This is a genomic window from Streptomyces palmae (assembly GCF_004684805.1).
Classification (GTDB): domain Bacteria; phylum Actinomycetota; class Actinomycetes; order Streptomycetales; family Streptomycetaceae; genus Streptomyces; species Streptomyces palmae.
In genome coordinates this window covers 1-18671 of record NZ_SRID01000102.1, presented here as the reverse complement: position 1 = coordinate 18671, position 18671 = coordinate 1, and the positions used below count along the sequence as shown (strand labels likewise).

At 74.5% G+C, this 18671-nt stretch carries 16 protein-coding genes; 11 read left to right on the top strand and 5 right to left on the bottom strand.

The window, feature by feature from the left end:
• Window positions 1-129: 129 nt before the first annotated feature.
• The 7 genes from E4099_RS13590 to E4099_RS13560 all read left to right on the top strand — a co-directional run bounded on the left by E4099_RS13590 (window position 130) and on the right by E4099_RS13560 (window position 10272).
• Window positions 130-2589 (top strand): MFS transporter, encoded by a 2460-nt coding sequence (locus tag E4099_RS13590; protein WP_245244811.1) that lies wholly within the window; start codon window positions 130-132, stop codon window positions 2587-2589.
• A gap of 167 nt (window positions 2590-2756) precedes the next feature.
• Entirely contained in the window at window positions 2757-3590 is an 834-nt protein-coding gene (locus E4099_RS13585) for a M55 family metallopeptidase (RefSeq protein ID WP_135339289.1), read from the top strand.
• On the top strand, window positions 3583-4917 hold the full coding sequence (locus E4099_RS13580; protein ID WP_135339288.1) for a M20/M25/M40 family metallo-hydrolase: 1335 nt from the start codon (window positions 3583-3585) through the stop codon (window positions 4915-4917). Before E4099_RS13585 ends, E4099_RS13580 begins: the two co-directional genes overlap by 8 nt.
• A 3-nt stretch (window positions 4918-4920) precedes the next feature.
• Window positions 4921-6945, top strand: coding sequence for a prolyl oligopeptidase family serine peptidase (locus E4099_RS13575; RefSeq protein ID WP_135339287.1), 2025 nt, complete (start codon window positions 4921-4923; stop codon window positions 6943-6945).
• A 112-nt stretch (window positions 6946-7057) separates the two neighbouring features.
• Complete coding sequence (locus E4099_RS13570; RefSeq protein WP_135339286.1) at window positions 7058-7777, top strand: 4'-phosphopantetheinyl transferase family protein; 720 nt, start codon at window positions 7058-7060, stop codon at window positions 7775-7777.
• Between the two features lie 324 nt (window positions 7778-8101).
• Window positions 8102-9709, top strand: a complete 1608-nt coding sequence (locus tag E4099_RS13565) for a CoA transferase (protein ID WP_135339285.1) — start codon at window positions 8102-8104, stop codon at window positions 9707-9709.
• On the top strand, window positions 9706-10272 hold the full coding sequence (locus E4099_RS13560; protein WP_135339284.1) for a GNAT family N-acetyltransferase: 567 nt from the start codon (window positions 9706-9708) through the stop codon (window positions 10270-10272). The genes E4099_RS13565 and E4099_RS13560 overlap by 4 nt, the downstream gene beginning before the upstream one ends.
• A 49-nt stretch (window positions 10273-10321) precedes the next feature.
• Here E4099_RS13560 and E4099_RS13555 read toward each other — a convergent pair whose 3' ends face one another.
• The 3 genes from E4099_RS13555 to E4099_RS13545 all read right to left on the bottom strand — a co-directional run bounded on the left by E4099_RS13555 (window position 10322) and on the right by E4099_RS13545 (window position 12388).
• The gene (locus E4099_RS13555) at window positions 10322-10681 is read right to left on the bottom strand and encodes a VOC family protein (RefSeq protein WP_135339283.1); all 360 of its coding nucleotides are present in this window, start codon (window positions 10679-10681) and stop codon (window positions 10322-10324) included.
• Between the two features lie 301 nt (window positions 10682-10982).
• Window positions 10983-11813, bottom strand: coding sequence for a class I SAM-dependent methyltransferase (locus tag E4099_RS13550; protein ID WP_135339291.1), 831 nt, complete (start codon window positions 11811-11813; stop codon window positions 10983-10985).
• Between the two features lie 188 nt (window positions 11814-12001).
• Window positions 12002-12388, bottom strand: coding sequence for a DUF2795 domain-containing protein (locus E4099_RS13545; RefSeq protein WP_135339282.1), 387 nt, complete (start codon window positions 12386-12388; stop codon window positions 12002-12004).
• 496 nt (window positions 12389-12884) lie between these two features.
• On the opposite strand from E4099_RS13545, the gene E4099_RS13540 reads away from it, so the two are divergent.
• Window positions 12885-13472, top strand: coding sequence for a TIGR03086 family metal-binding protein (locus E4099_RS13540; protein ID WP_135339281.1), 588 nt, complete (start codon window positions 12885-12887; stop codon window positions 13470-13472).
• 129 nt (window positions 13473-13601) lie between these two features.
• Here E4099_RS13540 and E4099_RS13535 read toward each other — a convergent pair whose 3' ends face one another.
• Window positions 13602-14162 (bottom strand): type 1 glutamine amidotransferase domain-containing protein, encoded by a 561-nt coding sequence (locus E4099_RS13535; RefSeq protein WP_135339280.1) that lies wholly within the window; start codon window positions 14160-14162, stop codon window positions 13602-13604.
• A 379-nt stretch (window positions 14163-14541) separates the two neighbouring features.
• On the opposite strand from E4099_RS13535, the gene E4099_RS13530 reads away from it, so the two are divergent.
• The 3 genes from E4099_RS13530 to E4099_RS13520 all read left to right on the top strand — a co-directional run bounded on the left by E4099_RS13530 (window position 14542) and on the right by E4099_RS13520 (window position 17986).
• A complete protein-coding gene (locus tag E4099_RS13530) occupies window positions 14542-15765 on the top strand; it encodes an aminotransferase class I/II-fold pyridoxal phosphate-dependent enzyme (RefSeq protein ID WP_135339279.1) in 1224 nt (407 codons plus the stop codon).
• Between the two features lie 78 nt (window positions 15766-15843).
• Window positions 15844-16932: a right-handed parallel beta-helix repeat-containing protein gene (locus tag E4099_RS13525; RefSeq protein WP_135339278.1), complete on the top strand. Its 1089-nt coding sequence runs from the start codon at window positions 15844-15846 to the stop codon at window positions 16930-16932.
• A 1-nt stretch (window position 16933) separates the two neighbouring features.
• A complete protein-coding gene (locus tag E4099_RS13520) occupies window positions 16934-17986 on the top strand; it encodes a methyltransferase (RefSeq protein WP_135339277.1) in 1053 nt (350 codons plus the stop codon).
• 104 nt (window positions 17987-18090) lie between these two features.
• On the opposite strand, the gene E4099_RS13515 is transcribed toward E4099_RS13520, so the two are convergent.
• Window positions 18091-18671, bottom strand: a 581-nt coding sequence (locus E4099_RS13515) for a class F sortase (RefSeq protein ID WP_245244810.1), incomplete at its 5' end; no start/stop codon positions are given.

Here is an 18671-nt window from a genome sequence, read left to right as displayed (position 1 = left end):
GTCCCGTACTCCGCGGCCGACCCCCACGCCACCGCCACCGAGCGCGGCCGGCCCCGGTGGGCGGCCACCGGGACGGCCGGTCCGGGCGAGGCACCCGGAACGACCCGGACCGCGGCCCCGGCCCCCGACCTGCCGTGGGCCCCGGACACGGCTCCCGTGGCCGACGCGGCACCAGCCCCGGCCCCGGCACCGCCGACCGAGGCGGCCCCCGCCCAGGACACGGCGCCGGTCCAGCTCAGCCCGGCCCGGGTGCGCATGGTCTTCCTCGGCCTGATGCTGACCCTGCTGCTGGCGGCGCTCGACCAGACCATCGTGGCCACCGCGCTCCCCGAGATCGTCGGTGAACTGCACGGCCTGGACTCGATGTCCTGGGCGGTGACCTCCTACCTGCTCGCCTCGACGGTGGTGCTGCCGATCTACGGCAAGGCCGGCGACCTGCTGGGCCGCAAGGGCGTGTTCGTCTTCGCGATCGTGGTCTTCGTGGCCGGTTCCGCCTATGCCGGCTGGGCCCACACCATGGACCAGATGATCATCGGCCGGGCGGTCCAGGGAGTGGGCGGCGGCGGTCTGATGATCGGGGTGCAGGCGATCATGGCGGACATCGTGCCGCCCCGTCAGCGCGGCCACTACATGGGCCTGATCAGCGCCACCTACGGGCTCGCCTCGGTGGCCGGCCCCCTACTCGGCGGCTTCTTCACCGACCACGCCTCCTGGCGCTGGTGCTTCTACGTCAACGTGCCCTTCGGGCTGCTCACCCTGGCCGTGGTGATCGCCGTACTGCGGCTCCCCAAGCCCGCCGTCAAGGCCCGGTTCGACATGCTGGGCGCCGTGCTCCTGGCCGCCGCCTCCACCTGCCTGGTGCTGATCACCAGTTGGGGCGGCACCGAGTACGCCTGGGACTCCCGGATGATCCTGAGCCTGGGCGCCGGCGCGGTCGTCAGCACGGTGCTCTTCGGGCTGGTCGAGAGGTTCGTACCCGAGCCGATCATGCCGCCGCGGCTGTTCCGGGACTCCATCTTCAACGTCACCGCGGGGGTCGGCGCGGTGATCGGGGTGGGGCTGTTCGGCGCGGCCAACTACCTGCCGACCTTCCTTCAGATGGTGGACGGCGCCAGCGCCACCGAGTCCGGGCTGCTGATGCTGCCCATGATGGCCGGTCTGGTCCTGGCCTCCGTGGTGTCCGGGGCGCTGATCAGCCGCACCGGCAGCTACCGCGTCTACCCGATCGCCGGCTGCGCGGTCGCCGCGGCCGGCATGTGGCTGCTGTCCCTCATGGAGAAGGACACCTCCCGGCCCGCGTACAGCCTGTTCATGCTGGTCCTGGGGTTGGGCGTGGGGCTGGTGATGCCGGTGCTGGTGCTCGCCGTGCAGAACTCCGTGGATCCGGCCGACCTCGGCGCCGCCACCAGTGCCAACAACTACTTCCGGCAGATCGGCGGCAGCGTCGGGGCCGCCGTCTTCGGCACCGTGCTCGCGCACCGCCTCGCCGACCGGCTGGCCGCCGAACTGCCCGCCGACGGACGCCTCCCCGACCCCCAGTCCATCACCCCGGATATGGTCCACGCGCTGCCCGCCGCCCTGCGCGACGGGTATGTCACCGCGTACGCCGACGCCATGCCCCGGATCTTCCTCTACCTCGTACCGGTACTCGTCCTGGGCTGCCTGCTCGCCTTCCTCCTCAAGGAGAAACCCCTGGTGTCCACCACCGAACACGCCGCGGCCACCGATCACGCCGCTCCCGAACACGCCGCCGCACCCGACCAGACGGTGCCCGTCGCGCGGGTCGCCGCACCCGCCCCGCAGGCCGGTGTGCCCGGCGCCGTCTTCACCGCCGGGATCCCGGTCTGCGGCACCGTCGCCCACCACGACGGCACCACGGTGCCCCGGGCCGCGCTCACCCTGATCGACGTCGGGGGCCGGCAGGTCGGGCGCGGGGCGAGCGGTGAGGACGGGCGGTACGCGCTGGCCACGCCCGGGCCCGGATCGTATGTGCTGATCGCCGCGGCCGGCGGCCACCAGCCGCAGGCGGTCACCGTCACGGTGGGCGAACGCCCGGTGGAGCTGGACGTGGTGCTGGGCGGCGCCGGCCGGCTCACCGGCACGGTGCACACCGCCGACGGCACCCCGGTGCGGGACGCCATGGTGACCCTCACCGATGTGCGCGGCGAGGTGGTGGCCTCCACCCGCACCGGACGCGAAGGCGGCTATGTGATCGGCGAGTTGGTGGCGGGGGAGTACACCCTGGCCTCCAGCGCCCCCGCGTTCCGGCCCGCCGCGCTGCCGGTGAGCGTGCAGGCCGCCCGGGAGACCCGGCAGGACGTGGAGCTGGCGGGCGGGGCGGTGCTGCGCGGCGTGGTGCGGGCCACCGGCGGCCGGCTGGTGGAGGACGCCCGGGTCACCCTGCTGGACGCCGCCGGCAACGTGGTGGACACCGTCACCACCGGCGCCGACGGGGCGTTCCGCTTCATCGACCTGTCCGCCGGCGAGTACACGGTGATCGCCGCCGGCTACCCGCCGGTGGCCACCGTGCTCCAGGTCGCCGGGGGCGGACGCACCGAGCGCGACCTGCAACTGGGCTACGAGGACTGAGGCCCTCGCGGGACAGGCCGCCCTGAAGGAATATGCCGGAGCGCGGCCTTCGGGGAAGGGCGCGGTACCGGTGCCCGCGGGGCGACCGCGGGCACCCCGCCGGGATCGGCCGAACGGGTTATCCACAGGCCTGGTCGGGGCGTCCGGCAGCGCGTAACGTGCCTGACATGAAGATCCTGATCAGCGCCGACATGGAGGGCGCCACCGGGGTGACCTGGCCGGCCGACGTGCTGCCCGGTACCCCGCAGTGGGAGCGCTGCCGCCGGCTGTTCACCTCCGACGTGAGCGCGGCGATCGCCGGTTTCTTCGACGGCGGCGCCGACCAGGTGCTCGTCAACGAGGCCCACTGGACCATGCGCAACCTGCTGCTGGAGGAGCTGGACGAGCGGGCGGAGATGCTCACCGGCCGGCACAAGAGCCTGAGCATGGTCGAGGGGGTGCAGCACGGCGATGTGGACGGCATAGCGTTCATCGGCTACCACACCGGGGCGGGAGCCGAGGGCGTGCTGGCCCACACCTATCTGGCCAACTCCATCACCGGGGTCTGGGTCGGCGGGGTGCGGGCCAGCGAGGGTCTGCTGAACTCCCTGGTCGTCGCCGAGTACGGGGTGCCGGTGGTGCTGGTCACCGGCGACGACCGGACCTGCCTGGACGCCGAGGCATACGCCCCGGGCGCCCGCCATGTGGCGGTCAAGGACTATGTCTCGCGGTACGCCGCGGTGTGCCGCACCCCCGCGCGCACCGCGGCCGACATCCGGTCCGCGGCCAAGGAGGCGGCGGCGCTGGCCATCCGGCACGAGCCGCGGCACACCGGCCCGTTCGAGATCGAGTTGGAGTTCGACGCCGAGCACCTGGCCGGGGCGGCCACCGTGGTGCCCGGGGTGGAGCGCAGCGGGGAGCGCCGCGTGGCGTACACCTCCCCGACCATGTACGAGGGCATCCGCTGCTTCAAGGCGGTCACCACCGTCGTGTCGGCCGCGGTGGAGGAGCAGTATGGCTGACCGTTACGACGCCGTGGACCAGCAGGCGCTGGACGAGGTGGTGCGGTTCACCTCGGACCTGATCCGCATCGACACCACCAACCGGGGCGGCGGGGACTGCCGCGAGCGGCCCGCCGCCGAGTACGTCGCCGACCTGCTCAGCGAGGTGGACATCGCCCCGACCCTGCTGGAGTGCGCGCCGGGCCGCACCAATGTGGTGGCCCGGCTGGAGGGCACCGACCCCGGCGCCGGCGCGCTGCTGGTGCACGGCCATCTGGACGTGGTCCCGGCCGAGCCCGCCGACTGGAGCGTGCACCCCTTCTCCGGCGAGATCCGCGACGGGGTGGTGTGGGGCCGCGGCGCGATCGACATGAAGAACATGGACGCCATGGTCCTCGCGGTGGTGCGGGCCTGGGCGCGGGCCGGGGTGCGCCCCCGCCGGGACATCGTGCTGGCCTTCACCGCGGACGAGGAGGACAGCGCGGAGGTCGGCTCGGGCTTCCTCGCCGACCGGCACGCGGACCTCTTCGAGGGCTGCACCGAGGGGATCAGCGAGTCGGGTGCCTTCACCTTCCACGCCGGGTCCGGCCGCCGGATCTACCCGATCGCCGCCGGGGAGCGCGGCACCGCCTGGCTCCGGCTGACCGCGCACGGCACCGCGGGCCACGGCTCCAAGATCGCCCGGGCCAACGCGGTCAGCCGGCTGGCCGCGGCGGTCGCCAGGATCGGTGAGTACGACTGGCCGGTCCGGCTGACCCCCACGGTGCGCGCCGCGCTCACCGAGCTGGCCGCGCTCCAGGACATCCGGGCCGACCTGGACGCGCCGGACTTCGACGTGGACGAACTGCTGGCCAAGCTGGGACCGGCCGCCGCGCTGGTGGCGCCGACCGTGCGGAACAGCACCAACCCCACGGTGCTGGAAGCCGGGTACAAGGTGAACGTCATCCCGGGCTCGGCCACCGCCTATGTCGACGGGCGGGTGGTACCCGGCGGCGAGGAGGAGTTCCGGACCACCCTGGACGCCCTCACCGGACCGCACGTGGACTGGGACTTCCACCACCGGGAGGTCGCCTTGCAGGCGCCGGTGGACTCCCCGAGCTTCGCGGCGATGCGCGCCGCCGTGCGGTACTTCGACCCGGACGCGCACGTGGTGCCGTACTGCATGTCCGGAGGCACGGACGCCAAGCAGTTCTCCCGGCTGGGCATCGCCGGCTACGGCTTCTCCCCGCTGAAGCTCCCCGCGGGCTTCGACTACCAGGCGCTCTTCCACGGCGTGGACGAGCGGGTCCCGGTCGACGCGCTCCACTTCGGCGTGCGGGTTCTCGACCACTTCTTGCAGGAGGCATGACAGATGGCGTCCACGGCCCCGTACGGGACCTGGAGTTCACCGATCGACGCCGCGCTGGCGGCATCGCACGACGGCCGGCCCGAGTACGTCGGCGTGGTCGGCGACGAGGTGTGGTGGACCGCGCCGCGCCCGGCCGAGGGCGGCCGGCGCACCCTGATGCGGCGGCGGGCGGACGGTGCGGAGGAGTCCGCGCTGCCCGCCCCGTGGAACGTCCGCAGCCGGGTGATGGAGTACGGCGGCACCCCTTGGGTCGGAGCGGCGGGCGCGGCCGGGGCGGACGGCGGGCCGCTGATCGTCTTCGCCCACTTCGCCGACCAGCGGCTGTACGCCTACCAGCCGGACAGCGGGGCGGAGCCCAGGCCGCTCACCCCGCTCTCCCCGGTCGGCGGCGGGCTGCGCTGGGCGGACCTGCGGCTGGACGCGGAGCGCGGTGAGGTCTGGGCGGTGCTGGAGGAGTTCACCGGCGAGGCCGCCAGCGACCTGCGGCGGGTCATCGCCGCGGTGCCGCTGGACGGCTCGGCCGCCGAGGATCGCGGCGCGATCCGGGAACTGACCGACGGCGCCCACCGGTTCGTGACCGGCCCGCGGCTGTCGCCCGACGGCCGGCAGGCGGCCTGGATCGCCTGGGACCACCCGCGGATGCCCTGGGACGGCACCGCGGTGATGCTCGCCGAGGTGACCGCCGACGGCCGCTTCACCGACGTTCGGCAGGCGGCCGGCGACCAGGGCCCGGCCCGCGGCACGGACGGCACGGCGGAGTCGGTCTGCCAGGTCGAGTGGGCCGCGGACGGCACCCTGCTGCTCTCCTCCGACGCCGGCGGCTGGTGGAACCTGCGGCGGCTCGACCCCCGCCGGCCCGAGTCCGCGGGAGCCGCGCTCTGTCCGCGCCAGGAGGAGTTCGGCGGCCCGCTGTGGCGGATCGGCCAGCGCTGGTTCCTGCCCCTGGAGAGCGGGCTGGTGGCGGTCGTGCACGGCCTGGGCGCCCAGCGGCTGGGCGTCCTCGACCCGGAGAGCGGCGAACTCGTCGACGCGCCGGGGCCGTGGACGGAGTGGGAGCCGACCCTCGCGGCCCACGGCACCCGGGTGGTCGGCGTCGCGGCCGGCCCGCACCGCGGCTACGAGGTCGTCGAACTGGACACCCGCACCGGCCGCACCCGGGTGATCGGCGCCGAGCACAGCGACCCGATCGACCCGGCCTACTACCCCCGCTCCCACTCGCGGGTCTTCAAGGGGCCGGACGGCCGGGACGTCCACGCCCACATCCACCCGCCGCACCACCCCGGGTTCACCGGCCCCGAGGGCGCCGCCCCGCCGTTCGTGGTGTGGGTGCACGGGGGCCCCACCTCCCGCTCCCCGCTCGTGCTGGACCTGGAGATCGCCTACTTCACCTCCCGGGGCATCGGGGTGGCGGAGGTCAACTACGGCGGCTCCACCGGTTACGGCCGCGCCTACCGCGACCGGCTCCGGGAGAACTGGGGCGTGGTGGACGTCGAGGACTGCGCGGCGGTCGCCGAGGCACTGGCCGAGGCGGGCGAGGCCGACCGCGCCCGGTTGGCCATCCGGGGCGGCAGCGCGGGCGGTTGGACCACCGCCGCCTCGCTGACCTCCACCACCCTGTACGCCTGCGGCACCATCATCTACCCGGTGCTGGACCTGGCGGGCTGGGCCGATGACGGCACCCACGACTTCGAGTCCCGCTATCTGGACAGCCTGATCGGGCCCCTGGCCGAGGTGCCCGAGCGGTACCGGGACCGGGCGCCGGTGCACCGCGCGGATCGGGTCACCGCGCCGTTCCTGCTGCTCCAGGGGCTGGCGGATCCGATCTGCCCGCCCGTCCAGTGCGAGCGCTTCCTGGCCGCGGTGGCCGGGCGCGGGATCCGCCACGCCTACCTCGCCTTCGAGGGCGAGGGCCACGGGTTCCGGCGGGCGGAGACCATGGTGCGGGCCCTGGAGGCCGAACTCTCCCTGTACGACCAGACCTTCGGCCTGGGGCGGGCGGACGTGCCGATGGTCCCGCTGAGCGGGTAGCGAGTCCAAGGCCGCCGCCGGGCCTCGCGGTTGCCGCCCGCGCCGGTGGGCCGCGCCGGTACCGTGATCCGAGGCGGCGGCCGTCGCCGTACCACTGGGGGGAGAGCGATCGATGACCGAAGTCAGGGTGCTGGGACAGGACGCGCTGCCCGCCGCTGTCGGCGACGGCTGGCCGGGCCCGCCGCAGATGTGGGCGCTCAACGTGCCGGTCTACGGCGCCTCGCCGGAGGGCGAGGCGCCGGACAAGGTGCTCGACGCGGCGGAGCGGGAGCGCGCCGCCGCCTTCGTCCGCGCCGAGGACCAGGTGCGGTACCGCGCGGCGCACAGCGGGCTGCGGTTCCTGCTCGGCGCCTATCTGGACCTGGAGCCGGCCGCGGTGCCGTTCATCCGCGAGCCGTGCCCGGGGTGCGGGAAGCCGCACGGGAGGCCGGCCGTCGCCGGCGCCCCGCTGCACTTCAACATGTCGCACGCGGGCGACCTGGTGCTGTTCGCCTTCGCCGGGACACCGATCGGCGCGGATGTGGAGCGGCTGCAGCCGGTCGAGGTGGTGGACCAGGTCTCCCCGAGCCTGCACGCGCGCGAGCGGGCCGAACTGGCCGCCCTGCCGGCGGCCGAGCGGCCCGCGGCCTTCGCCCGCTGCTGGACGCGGAAGGAGGCCTACCTCAAGGGGCTGGGCACCGGCCTGTCCCGGGACCCGGCGCTGGACTACCTGGGCACCGGCCCGCAGCCGGTGCCGGTCGGCGCGTGGACCCTGTTCGACCTCCCGCTGGACCACCTCGCCCCGGGTTACGCGGGGGCCTGCGCCGTCCTGGGGCTCGCCCCGACAAAGTAGCCGACCGTCCGATGGGGATGCGCGGCCGCTCCGGCCGCACATCCTGGACCCAGGAGAGGGGCGCGGTCCTGCCCGCCGCCTCGCGCCGACGGAGGGTCCCGCGGGGATGTTCCTGACCGGTCGGCGCCGGTGGCGCCGCTCCGGGGCGTTCTCGTTCCGCCGGCGCCCGTGACTCCGCCACGCGGGACGTTCCGTTCCGTGGGTGCCCGTGGCACCGCCACCGGGGTGGACGCGTGTGTGTGGGGCGGCCGTGCCGTCCATGCCGCGGCGGGCGGGGCGGCACGTTCCATGGATCCCGGACGGCCGCGGTGGCAGACTGCCCGCATGATCACTTCACCTGGGGCCGAGGACGCCGCGCCGGTCTGGGCGGCGCTCGGTGGGGATCCCGCGCTGCCGGCCGCGATGGAGCAGTCGACCGTGGGGCCGGTGCTGGCCGCCCGGCTGCCGGTGCAGCGGCTGGCCCGTGCCACGGTGGCGGTCTGCGCCCTGGCCGCGGCCGAACTCTCCGCCGCGCGCGCTGCGGACCGCACCTCCGTACCGCGGGTGCGGGTGGAGGACGGCGCGGTGGCCACCGCCTTCCTGAGCGAGCGCCGGCTGCGGATCGACGGGCGTGCCCTGACGAACTTCGCCCCGCTGTCCCGCTTCTGGCGCACGGCCGACGGCTGGGTCCGCACCCACGCCAACTACCCGCACCACCGCGCCCGTCTCCTCGCCGCCCTGGGGCTCCACGGCGGCGGGTCCGGCGCGGGTGACCGTCGCTCCGAGGAGGCGCTGGTCGACCGGGTCGCGGCCGAGCTGGCCGGGCGCCGCGCAGCGGACGTCGAGGAAGCGGTGTACGCGGCCGGCGGTCTGGCGGTGGCGGTGCGCACCCCCGAGGAGTGGGCGCGCCACCCGCAAGGGGCCCTGGTGGCGGCCCGTCCGCTGCTGGCCCGGGAGCGGATCGACAGTGCCGCGCCGCGGCCCCGCACCCCGGCCTCGCCCGCGGCCCCGGCCGCCGGACTGCGGGTGCTCGATCTGACCCGGGTCACCGCCGGGCCGGTGGCGACCCGAACGCTCGCGCTGCTGGGCGCGGATGTGCTGCGGATCGACGCTCCCGAACTGCCGGAGAGCGCCGACGCGCACGCCGACACCGGCTTCGGCAAGCGTTCCACGGTGCTGCATCTGGGCCGCCGCACCGACCGTGCGGTCTTCGAGGAGCTGCTGTCCGCCGCCGACCTGGTGGTCACCGGCTACCGGCCCGGGGCGCTGGACCGCTTCGGGCTGACCCCGGAAGCCCTCGGTGAGCGCCGACCGGGCCTGGTGATCGGGCAGTTGAGCGCGTGGGGCGAGGGCGGCCCGTGGCACCGGCGGCGCGGTTTCGACAGCGTGGTGCAGGCAGCCTGCGGGATCGCGATGATCGAGGCGGATCCGGCCGACCCGGACGGCCGCCCCGGTGTGCTGCCCGCCCAGGCCCTCGACCACGGCACCGGATACCTGCTGGCGGCCGCGGCGCTCCGGGCGGTGACCGATCAGTACGCCGAGGGCGGCACCCGGACCGTACGGCTGGCGCTGGCGCAGACCGCGGCCTGGCTGACCGGCGGCACCTTGGCCGGCCCCACCCCGTACGCCTCCGCGCGGCCGCCGGCCGAGGGGCGCGCCGAGGACCAGGAGCGGTATCTGGACGAGCTGGACGGTCCGTTGGGCCGAATGCGGTACGCCCTGTCCCCGGTGGACTTCGACGGCGGCCCCACGCGCTGGGCACGCCCGCCCGGGCCCTGGGGCACTGACCCGGCCCGCTGGGAGGCCGGTCCCGCCCACCGGGGCAGCGCTCGGGGGCAGGCGTGCGCCACCCCTGTCCGGGAGGGCGCCGAACCGGACCGCGGGGCCCGCGGCGAGCTGCCCGTGCCCCGTGCCGCCGGCACCCTTCCGAGCCCGGGGACGGACCGCCGATGACCGACTCCCGCTATCTCGCCGAGAGCGCGCGCACCGCGATCCGGCCCATCCGGCGCACGGACGGGGCGGAGTTCGTCCGCCTCGCCCGGCTCAGCACCGGCCTGCACCACCCCTGGCTCTCCCTGGCCACCACCGAGGAGGGGTTCGGCGAGTACATCACCCGGCTGGAGCAGCCGGATCGCGAGGGCTTCCTGGTCTGCGCCCGGGAGACGGACGAGATCGCCGGGTTCGTCAACATCAACAACATCTGCCGGGGGGCCTTCCAGTGCGGCGCGGTGGGCTACGGGGCCTTCGCCCCGCACGCCGGGCGCGGCCACCTCACCGAGGGGCTGGAGCTGGTGATGCGGTACGCCTTCGGCCCGCTGGGGCTGCACCGGCTGGAGGCCAACGTCCAGCCCGGCAACCTGGCCTCGACCGCCCTGGTGCGCAGGCTCGGGTTCCGGCTGGAGGGGTTCTCGCCCGACTTCCTGTTCATCGACGGCGCCTGGCGTGACCACGACCGCTGGGCGATCACCGTGGAGATGCTCCAGGAGGCCGACCGGAGCCGGACCGCGCCGGACTGACGCACCCCGGGGTCCTCGGCGCCCGAGACCCCGGGGTGCCGGGCTCCGCTCAGGCCGCGTTCGCCGGCCGCCGGTCCACGTACTCGAAGACCGAGCCGTCGGGGTGCCGGGCCACCAGATTGCGGCCGATGGGGGTGGGCAGCGGGCCGGCGATGATCTGGGCGCCCACGGCGGTCAGATCGGCGTGTGCCTGGTCCACGTCCTGCACCGCGATGGTGGCGGTGACCTTCCGCAGGATGGACAGCTCCGCCTCCGGACCGCTCATCAGGAAGAAGCAGCCCACGGCGGCGACCGCCACGCTCCCGCGCTGAAAACGCATGGCCTCGGCGCCGGTGAGCCGCTCGTAGACCTCGATGGCCTTGTCCAGATCGTCGACACACACCCGCAGTGAAGTCCCCAGAATGTCCATGCGGGCGAGCCTAGTTGGTGCGCCGGGCCGGATTCCGGGAGTTGCCGACCTTGGCCAGGCGCCGCCGTTCGGTGACGGGCACCGGCCGGCCCGGGGGTGGGCCACCCCGCGGCGTCGGGCTTCGGGCCGGTCGGTGGGTGGGGCGGTTCGGTGGTGGGTTGGGGCTGCCCAGTCGAAGGGTCGCTCCGCGGCGGTGGGCCTCGGGCCGGTCAGTCGGTGGGGTCGCCCGGCGCCGGGCCTCGGGCCGGTCGGTGGGCGGGGTCGCCGGCGGCGGACTCCCAGGCCGCCGGGCCCGGGCCGGTCAGCCGGTGGGGCCGAGTTCCGCCACCTCGCACAGGATCTCGCCGTGCAGCACGCTGAACCAGCCCTCGGGGCGGGCGCCCCACTCCCGCCAGGCGTCCGAGAGGCGCCGCAGCTCCGACTCGGTGGCGTACCCGCCCTCCACCGCGGAGCGGGCGAAGTCGGAGGCGAGGACGCGGTCCGCCCACATCCCGCTCCACCAGGACCGCTCCTGGGGCGTGCTGTAGCACCAGGTGCCGGCGGTCGCGGTGATCCCGCCGAACCCGGCCTGCCGGGCCCAGGCGTGCAGCCGCCGCCCGGCGTCCGGCTCGCCCCCGTTGGCCCGCGCCACCCGGCCGTACAGCTCCCGCCACTCCTCCAGGCCGGGGACGGCCGGATACCAGGCCATCGCGGCGTAGTCGGCGTCGCGGGCCGCGACCACCCCACCGGGCCGGCACACCCGGCGCATCTCGCGCAGCGCGGCCACCGGGTCGCCGACGTGCTGGAGCACCTGGTGGGCGTGGACCACGTCGAAGGAACCATCGGGGAAATCCAGCCCGAGGACGTCGGCGACCGTGAAGCGGACACCGGTCAGCCCGCGCTCCTCGGCCACCGCGCGGGCCCGCTCCAGCACCGGCGCCGACGTGTCGACCGCGGTGACCCGTCCCGGCGCCACCAGCTCCGCCAGGTCGGCGGTGATGGTCCCCGGACCGCAGCCGACGTCCAGCAACGACATGCCGGGGCGCAGCCGGTCGAGGAGGTAGGCGGCCGAATCGGCGGCGGTGCGCCGGCTGTGCGAGCGGAGCACCGACTCATGGTGCCCATGGGTGTAGACGGCGGTGTCCTTCGGCATGCGGTACTCCCCCTTCGAGCGGCCGGTGGGCCGCTGATCGAGCATCCGGCGACGGTGCGGCCACGCTACGCCGCCATCTCGTATCGCAGAAGCACCGTCTCGGGATGCGGTCTGCGGCCGGAGCGGACAGCGGCGGGCCCCGCCGCGCGGGCGGGGCCCTGGGGGCGAACGGTGCTCGCCGGTGCCGGTCAGTAGGACTGGCCGCCCTCGCTGATCTCCGAGGCGACGTCCTCCACGGTGCGGTAGGTGCGGTCCGGCTGCAGCGACTCCACCTGTTCGATCACTCGGTCAGGGGCGTTGCGCTCGTGCAGGGTGTGCAGGAGCGCGCTGCGCTTGGCCGGGAAGGGGGTGCGCGCCAGCTGGCGTGCCAGCTCGAACCGCATCGCCTCGTACCCCCCGCTGGTGCCGGGCTGGACCGCCGGACCCACCCCCGGTCGGGGGTCGTCCTCCGCCGCCGGCTCCGGGTCGTGCCACTCCTCGGCCCGGGTGGGGTGCCCGGCGCGCAGCAGGCTGTTCAGCTCGTGCTTCATCTCGTCGTCCCGGCGTGCGCTCATCCGGTCGCTGCCTCGTTGCATGCCGTCCTCCTAGTGCCGGCAGTGGATCCGGATCGGGTACCCGTTCGGACGCGGGCCACACAGACGTACCCCATCCGCTGCGAACCAGCCGGGCCCGCGGGGTTTCATGGCGCGTTTCGGGGGGACCCGGAGGTTGGCCGTGCGAGTGGCCATGGTTCGGGCACGGGAGGTCAGGGGCCCGTGCCCGAACGCCTGCCCAGAGCCATTCGCCCCCTCGACGGCCAGTGCGGAAGGCATCCCGGAAGTCACGCGCCCTCCGGACGCTCGGGCCCCGAACGCTCGGGCCCCGAACGCCTCCCCGAGGTCACGCGCCCTTCGGACGCTCGGTCCCGAACGCCTCCGCCGAGCCGGCGGCCGCCTCGACGGCGATCGGTCCGGCCGCCCCGGGTGGTCCCCGCCGTCGGCGGTCCGCCCCACGTGTCGGCCGACGCCCGGCGCGTCGGGCACGGGTGAACAACGCTCGCCGGGTGGCCAGGGCGCGGGGAGAATGGGGGCCATGGCTGACCGCACCAAGCAGAATCCGCTGCTGACCAGGCACGCCGAGGCTCTCGACCTGTTCTCCGAGAAGGTGCGCGCGATCCGTCCCGACCAGTGGGACGCCGCCACCCCGTGCACCGAATGGTCGGTACGGGACCTGGTGAACCACCTGACCGCCGAGCAGCTCTGGGTACCCCCGCTGGTCGCGGAGGGCTCCACCATCGAGGATCAGGGCGACGCCTTCGACGGGGACGTGCTGGGCGATGACCCGGTGGCCGTCTGGGAGCGCGCCGCCGCGGCCGCCAAGGACGCCTTCCGCGCTCCCGGCGCCCTGGAGCGCACCGTGCACCTCTCCTTCGGCGACACCCCGGCCGCGCACTACTGCTCCCAGATGATCATGGACGCCGTGGTGCACGCCTGGGACCTGGCGCGCGGTATCGGTGCCGACGAACACCTCCCGGACGATCTGGTGGCCTTCTCGGTGCGTGAGGTCACCCCCTACGCGGCGGACCTGGAGGAGAGCGGCCTGTTCGCCGCCCCGGTCGATCCGCCGCGCGGGGCCGATGTGCAGACCAAGCTGCTGGCCCTGCTGGGCCGCCGGGCCTGACCGTCTCGCGGCGACCGCCCGAGCGAGCGCCCGCGGTCGGCATGCGGCGCCGGCGCGGTCCACAACGGCCACGGGGCGCCGCCCACGCTCTCTCCTCCGTACGTCACCCTGCCGCGGCGGCCTACGGGGTCACAGTGCCGACTGCGCCTCCTGTGCCACATGGGAGAACAGCGGTACGAAGGCCTCCGCGAACGCCTTGAGGTCGTCGGGCTTCCGGCTGGTCACCAGGGTGGAGGGGGCCGCCTCGCACACCTGCACCTGCTCGTCCACCCAGGTGCCGCCCGCGTTGCGGATGTCGGTGCGCAGGCTGGGCCAGGACGTCAGGGTGCGACCGCGCACCACGTCGGCCTCCACCAGCGTCCAGGGGGCGTGGCAGATGGCGGCCACCGGTTTGCCCGCCTCGAAGAAGCCCTTGACGAAGGCGACCGCGTCCGGGTCCATGCGCAGCGCGTCGGGGTTGGCCACACCGCCCGGCAGCACCAGCCCGACGTAGTCCTGGACCGAGACGTCCTTGACCACCGCGTCCACCGGGAAGGTGTCGGCCTTGTCGAGGTGGTTGAACGCCTGGATCCGGCCCGGCTTGGTGGAGACCAGCACGGGATCGCCGCCTCCGTGGTGTACCGCCTGCCAGGGTTCGGTCAGCTCGACCTGCTCCACTCCTTCGTGGGCCATCAGAAAGGCCACCCGCATGGTCCTCACGTCCTTCGCGTCGATCGGCGGAATTGCCGGCACCGCCACGGGTAGCCGAGGACGGACGGCCGAAACGGGGCCCGGTGCGACATGGGGTGGGCGGCGGAAGCGGGGCCTGGCGCGTCGCGCGGGTTGGGCGCCCGAGGCGGGAGCCGGTGCGTGTACGGGACGGGCGCCCGAAGGGGGACCGGCGCGCCACGCGGGACGGGCGGCCGGGAAGCGGGCCCGGGGCGGACGGCCGAAGCGTGCCCCGGTGCGCCACGCGGCAAGCGGTCACGTGTCGCCCGCCAGTCCGGGGCGGCGGATCTGCGAAGGTGGACAGCACCCGCATACCCCCGCATACGCCATACCCCGCATACGCCATCGGAGGGAGCTGGCAATGGACCGGCGGCAACCGATCCCGGCCCCGGTTCCGGTGGATCCGCACGACGCGCTGCCGGTGCTGCCGGAGCTCGCGGCGCGGTTCGCCGAGGCCGCCGGCCGGACCGCCGCCGAGCCGCCCGGCGGCGCCCCCGAGCTGCACGAGGCGGCCTGCGGCTACTGGTCCCGGCGCGGGCTGCCGGCCGATCCCGGTCAGGTGCTGGCGGCCCCCGGTGCCCAGCCGCTGCTGCTGGCGCTGCTGGCCGCGATCGGCGGCGATGTGCTGCTGTGCCGCCCCTGCGCGGCCTGGTACGCCCCGCTGGCCCGACTGGTCGGGCGACCCGCCTATCACGTGCCGGTGCCCGTCGAATGCGGCGGAGTGCCGGACTCCTTCGCACTGCTGGAGACGGTGCGGCGGGTACGGACCGAGGGCGGCGCGCCGCGGGTGCTGGTGCTGTCGGTGGCCGATGACCCCACCGGTACGGTGCCGCCGCCGGAGCTGCTGCACGAAGTGTGCGAGGCGGCGGGGCAGGAGGGGATGCTGATCATCAGCGATGAGTCCTGGCGGGACACCGTGCACCGGCCGCAGCACGCCGATGTGCTGCTCAGCCCCGCCGAGATGCTCCCCGGCCAGGTGGTGGTGCTGGCCGATCTGGCGGGCGGGCTCACCCCACCCGGCTGGCCCGCCGCGATCGCCCGCTTCCCGGCCACCGCGGCCGGGGCGGCCCTGCGCGGCCGGGCACTGGCGATGCTCGCCGCGGTGCGCGGTGAGCTGTCCGCGCCGGTCGCCGCGGCGGCCGCCCTGGCACTCACCGAACCGGCGGCGGTCCGGGCCCGCACCGCCGCCTCGGCCCGGGCGTGCGGCGCGGTCGGCGCCGCGACGCACCTGGCGCTCACCACCGTCGGGGTGCTCGGATTGCCCCCGCAGGCCGGCCGCCGGCTCTACGCCGACCTGTCCGAACTCCGCGAGCCGCTGAGCGCCCGCGGCATCACCGACTCGGTCGAACTCGCGGACCTCCTCACCCGGCGCCTGGGCATGTCGGTGGCCGGCGGTCACCTGTTCGGCGACGCCCCGCACGCGCTGCGGGTGCGGTTGCCGCTCCTGCCGTTGCTGGGGACCGGCCCGCAGCAGCTCCAGGAGGCGCTGGACGCCCCCGAGCCGGGCGAACTCACCCGAGTGGCCCAGGCGGTCGAACGCCTCACCGAGACCTTCGCGGAGCTGGCCGGACCGCTTGCGAGCTGACCGGGCGGGCCTCGCCACCATCTCGTACATATCCCTACACAAGTGGCGAAACTCGATGGTCACTCATAGTTTCCAGGCATGTACATACGAAAGCTGCGCCCCCTGGCGCCCCTCGCAGCCCTTGCCGTCCTGGAAGTCGCCGCGATGCCGGCCGCGTTCGCCGACCCAGGGCACGACGGCCATGTCCGCGTGGTCCATCCCGGTGAATCGATCCAGGCCGCCGTGGACGCCGCCAGGCCCGGCGACACGGTCATGATCGCCCCCGGCCACTACCAGGAGAGCGTGCGGATCGGCGTCTCCGGTCTCACCCTGAGCGGCACCGGGCCGGCGACCGTGATCAGCCCGGCACCCAAGAGCACCACCAAGGCCGCCGCGGCCGATGACTGCGCCGCCGCCGGTCACGGCATCTGCGTCACCGGCACCCCCGCGGAGCCGGTGTCCCGGGTGTCCATCCGCGCGCTGACCGTCTCCGGCTTCGCCAAGGACGGCATCCACGCCAACCGCACCGACCGGATGAGCGTCAGCGGGGTGCGGGTGGAGCACAACGGCCAGCAGGGCATCAGCCAGGAGCGGTCCACCCGCGGCCGGCTCACCGGCAACACCTCCCGCGACAACGGCCAGTCGGGCATCTTCCTCGCCAACATGACGGACAGCGAGGGCGGCGCCATCGACACCCGGGGGGCGGTCATCGCCCACAACCGGCTCACCGGGAACCGCATCGGCGTGGTAATCCGCCGGGCCCGCGAGCTGTCCGTGGAGGACAACGCCATCCACGACAACTGCGGCGGCGTCTTCGTGGTCGGCGACGAGTCGACCCCGCGCGCCGGATCCCTGGACGTACACGACAACCAGGTGGAGCACAACAACCGCTACTGCCCGGCCTCCGGGCGGCTGCCCTACATCCAGGGCACCGGCATCCTGCTCACCGGAGCCGAGGACACCCGGGTGACGGACAACCAGGTGCGCGGCAACACCGGCGCCTCGCCGATGTCCGGCGGGGTCGTGCTGTTCAAGAGCGTGGTGGGCGCCCCCAACACCCGCAACGTGATCCGGGACAACGAGGTCGTCGACAACCGGCCCGCCGATCTCGCGGACCCCGAGCGGAGTCCCGGCAACGTCCTCACCGGCAACCGCTGCGGCCGCTCGCTGCCCGAGGGGTGGTGCTGAGATGACCGCCACACCCCTGCGGGTCGAGCAGTCCGTGCCCCAGACCGCCATGCGGCTGCGGGAGATCGTCTTCGGCGCGGCGCGGGCCGCCGCGGTGCGTGCCGTGGCCCGCCTGGGTGTTGCCGACGCCCTGGACGACACCCCGGCCACCGCCGAGCGACTGGCGGCCGACGTGGGCGCCGAACCGCAGTCGCTGCGGCGGCTGCTGCGCGCGCTGTCCTGCGACGGGATCTTCACCGAGACCCCGGACGGCCGGTTCGCCCACACCGAGATGTCCCGGCTGCTGCGCGACGACGCGCCGAACAGCCTGCGGTACATCGCGCTGTGGTGCACCGAGCCCTGGACCTGGCAGGCGTGGCCGCTGCTGGACGAGGCCGTCCGCACCGGCAGCCATGTCTTCCACGGGCTGCACGGCAAGGACTTCTTCCACTACCTGCACGACGACGCGGGCGAGTCCGCCCGGATCTTCGACAAGGCCATGACCGCCTCCAGCCGGCAGTCGGCGGCCGACGTCGCCGAGCTCCTCGATCTGTCGGGCGTCGAGCATGTCGCCGACATCGGGGGCGGCCAGGGGCACGTCCTGGCCAGTCTGCTGGAGAAGCACCCCGAGGTCCGCGGCACCCTGCTCGACCTGCCCAAGGTCGTCGCCGGCGCCGACCCCCGGCTCCGGGAGGGCGGCGCGCTCGCCGCGCGGACCGCCCTGGTGGCGGGCGACGCCCGGCGTGAGATCCCGGTGGACGCCGACCTGTACATCATCAAGAACATCCTGGAGTGGGACGACGAGAGCACCCGGCGAACGCTGCGCAACGTGGTGGCCGCCGCCCGCCCCGGCGCCCGGGTCGTCGTCATCGAGAACCTCGTCGACGACAGCCTGTCGATGCGGTTCACCACCGCCATGGACCTGCTGCTGCTCCTGAACGTCGGCGGGCGCAAGCACACCAGGGAGAGCCTGCTGAACCGGATGGCGGAGGCGGGGCTGGAGGTCGACACCATCCAGCCCGTCAACCCGTATCTGCACGCCTTCCACGCCACCGTGGCCGGTGGCACCACCTGAACGAGCGGGCCGCGAGCGGGAGCCCAGCCGTGAGGACTGACTGTCCGTCCGGCCGGCTCCCGTTCGCGGCCCGCTCTCGGGCCCGCCCCCGTCGGGGAGAGGTCTCAGCTCCAGGTGAAGGAGTCCAGATGGGCGAAGACCACCACGTTGGCGGTGTAGTCCTTCACCTTGCGGTCATAACTGCCGCCGCAGGTGATCAGCCGCAGCTGAGGATCGTAGGTCTCGCCGTAGACGCGCTTGTTGGGGAACTTCTTCTTGGAGAAGACGGAGACCTCGTCCACCACGAAGGTGGCCCGGACCCCGTCCGCCCGCTCCACGACCACCTTGGACTTGGTCTTGAGCGCGCTGAGCGGATAGAACACCGCCGGTCCCGTCTTGGTGTCCACATGCCCGGCGACGATGGCGTTGCCCCGCTCGCCGGGGGAGGCGCCGTCCCGGAACCAGCCGACCAGGTTCTTGTCGTTGGGCGGCGGCGCCTGCAGCCGTCCGGACTTGTCCAGGGTGAGCTCGGTGAACGGTGCGTTCACCTTGATCGAGGGGATCTTCAGCCGGACCGGGTAGGAACGCGGCAGCGAGGGTTCACGGGGGCGCCGGGGCCGCGGCGGGAACATGGCGGGGTCCGGGCGCGCGGCGGGCGGCAGGTGCAGCCGCTCCGGCGCGGGCAGGGAGGACGGGGACGGGGAGG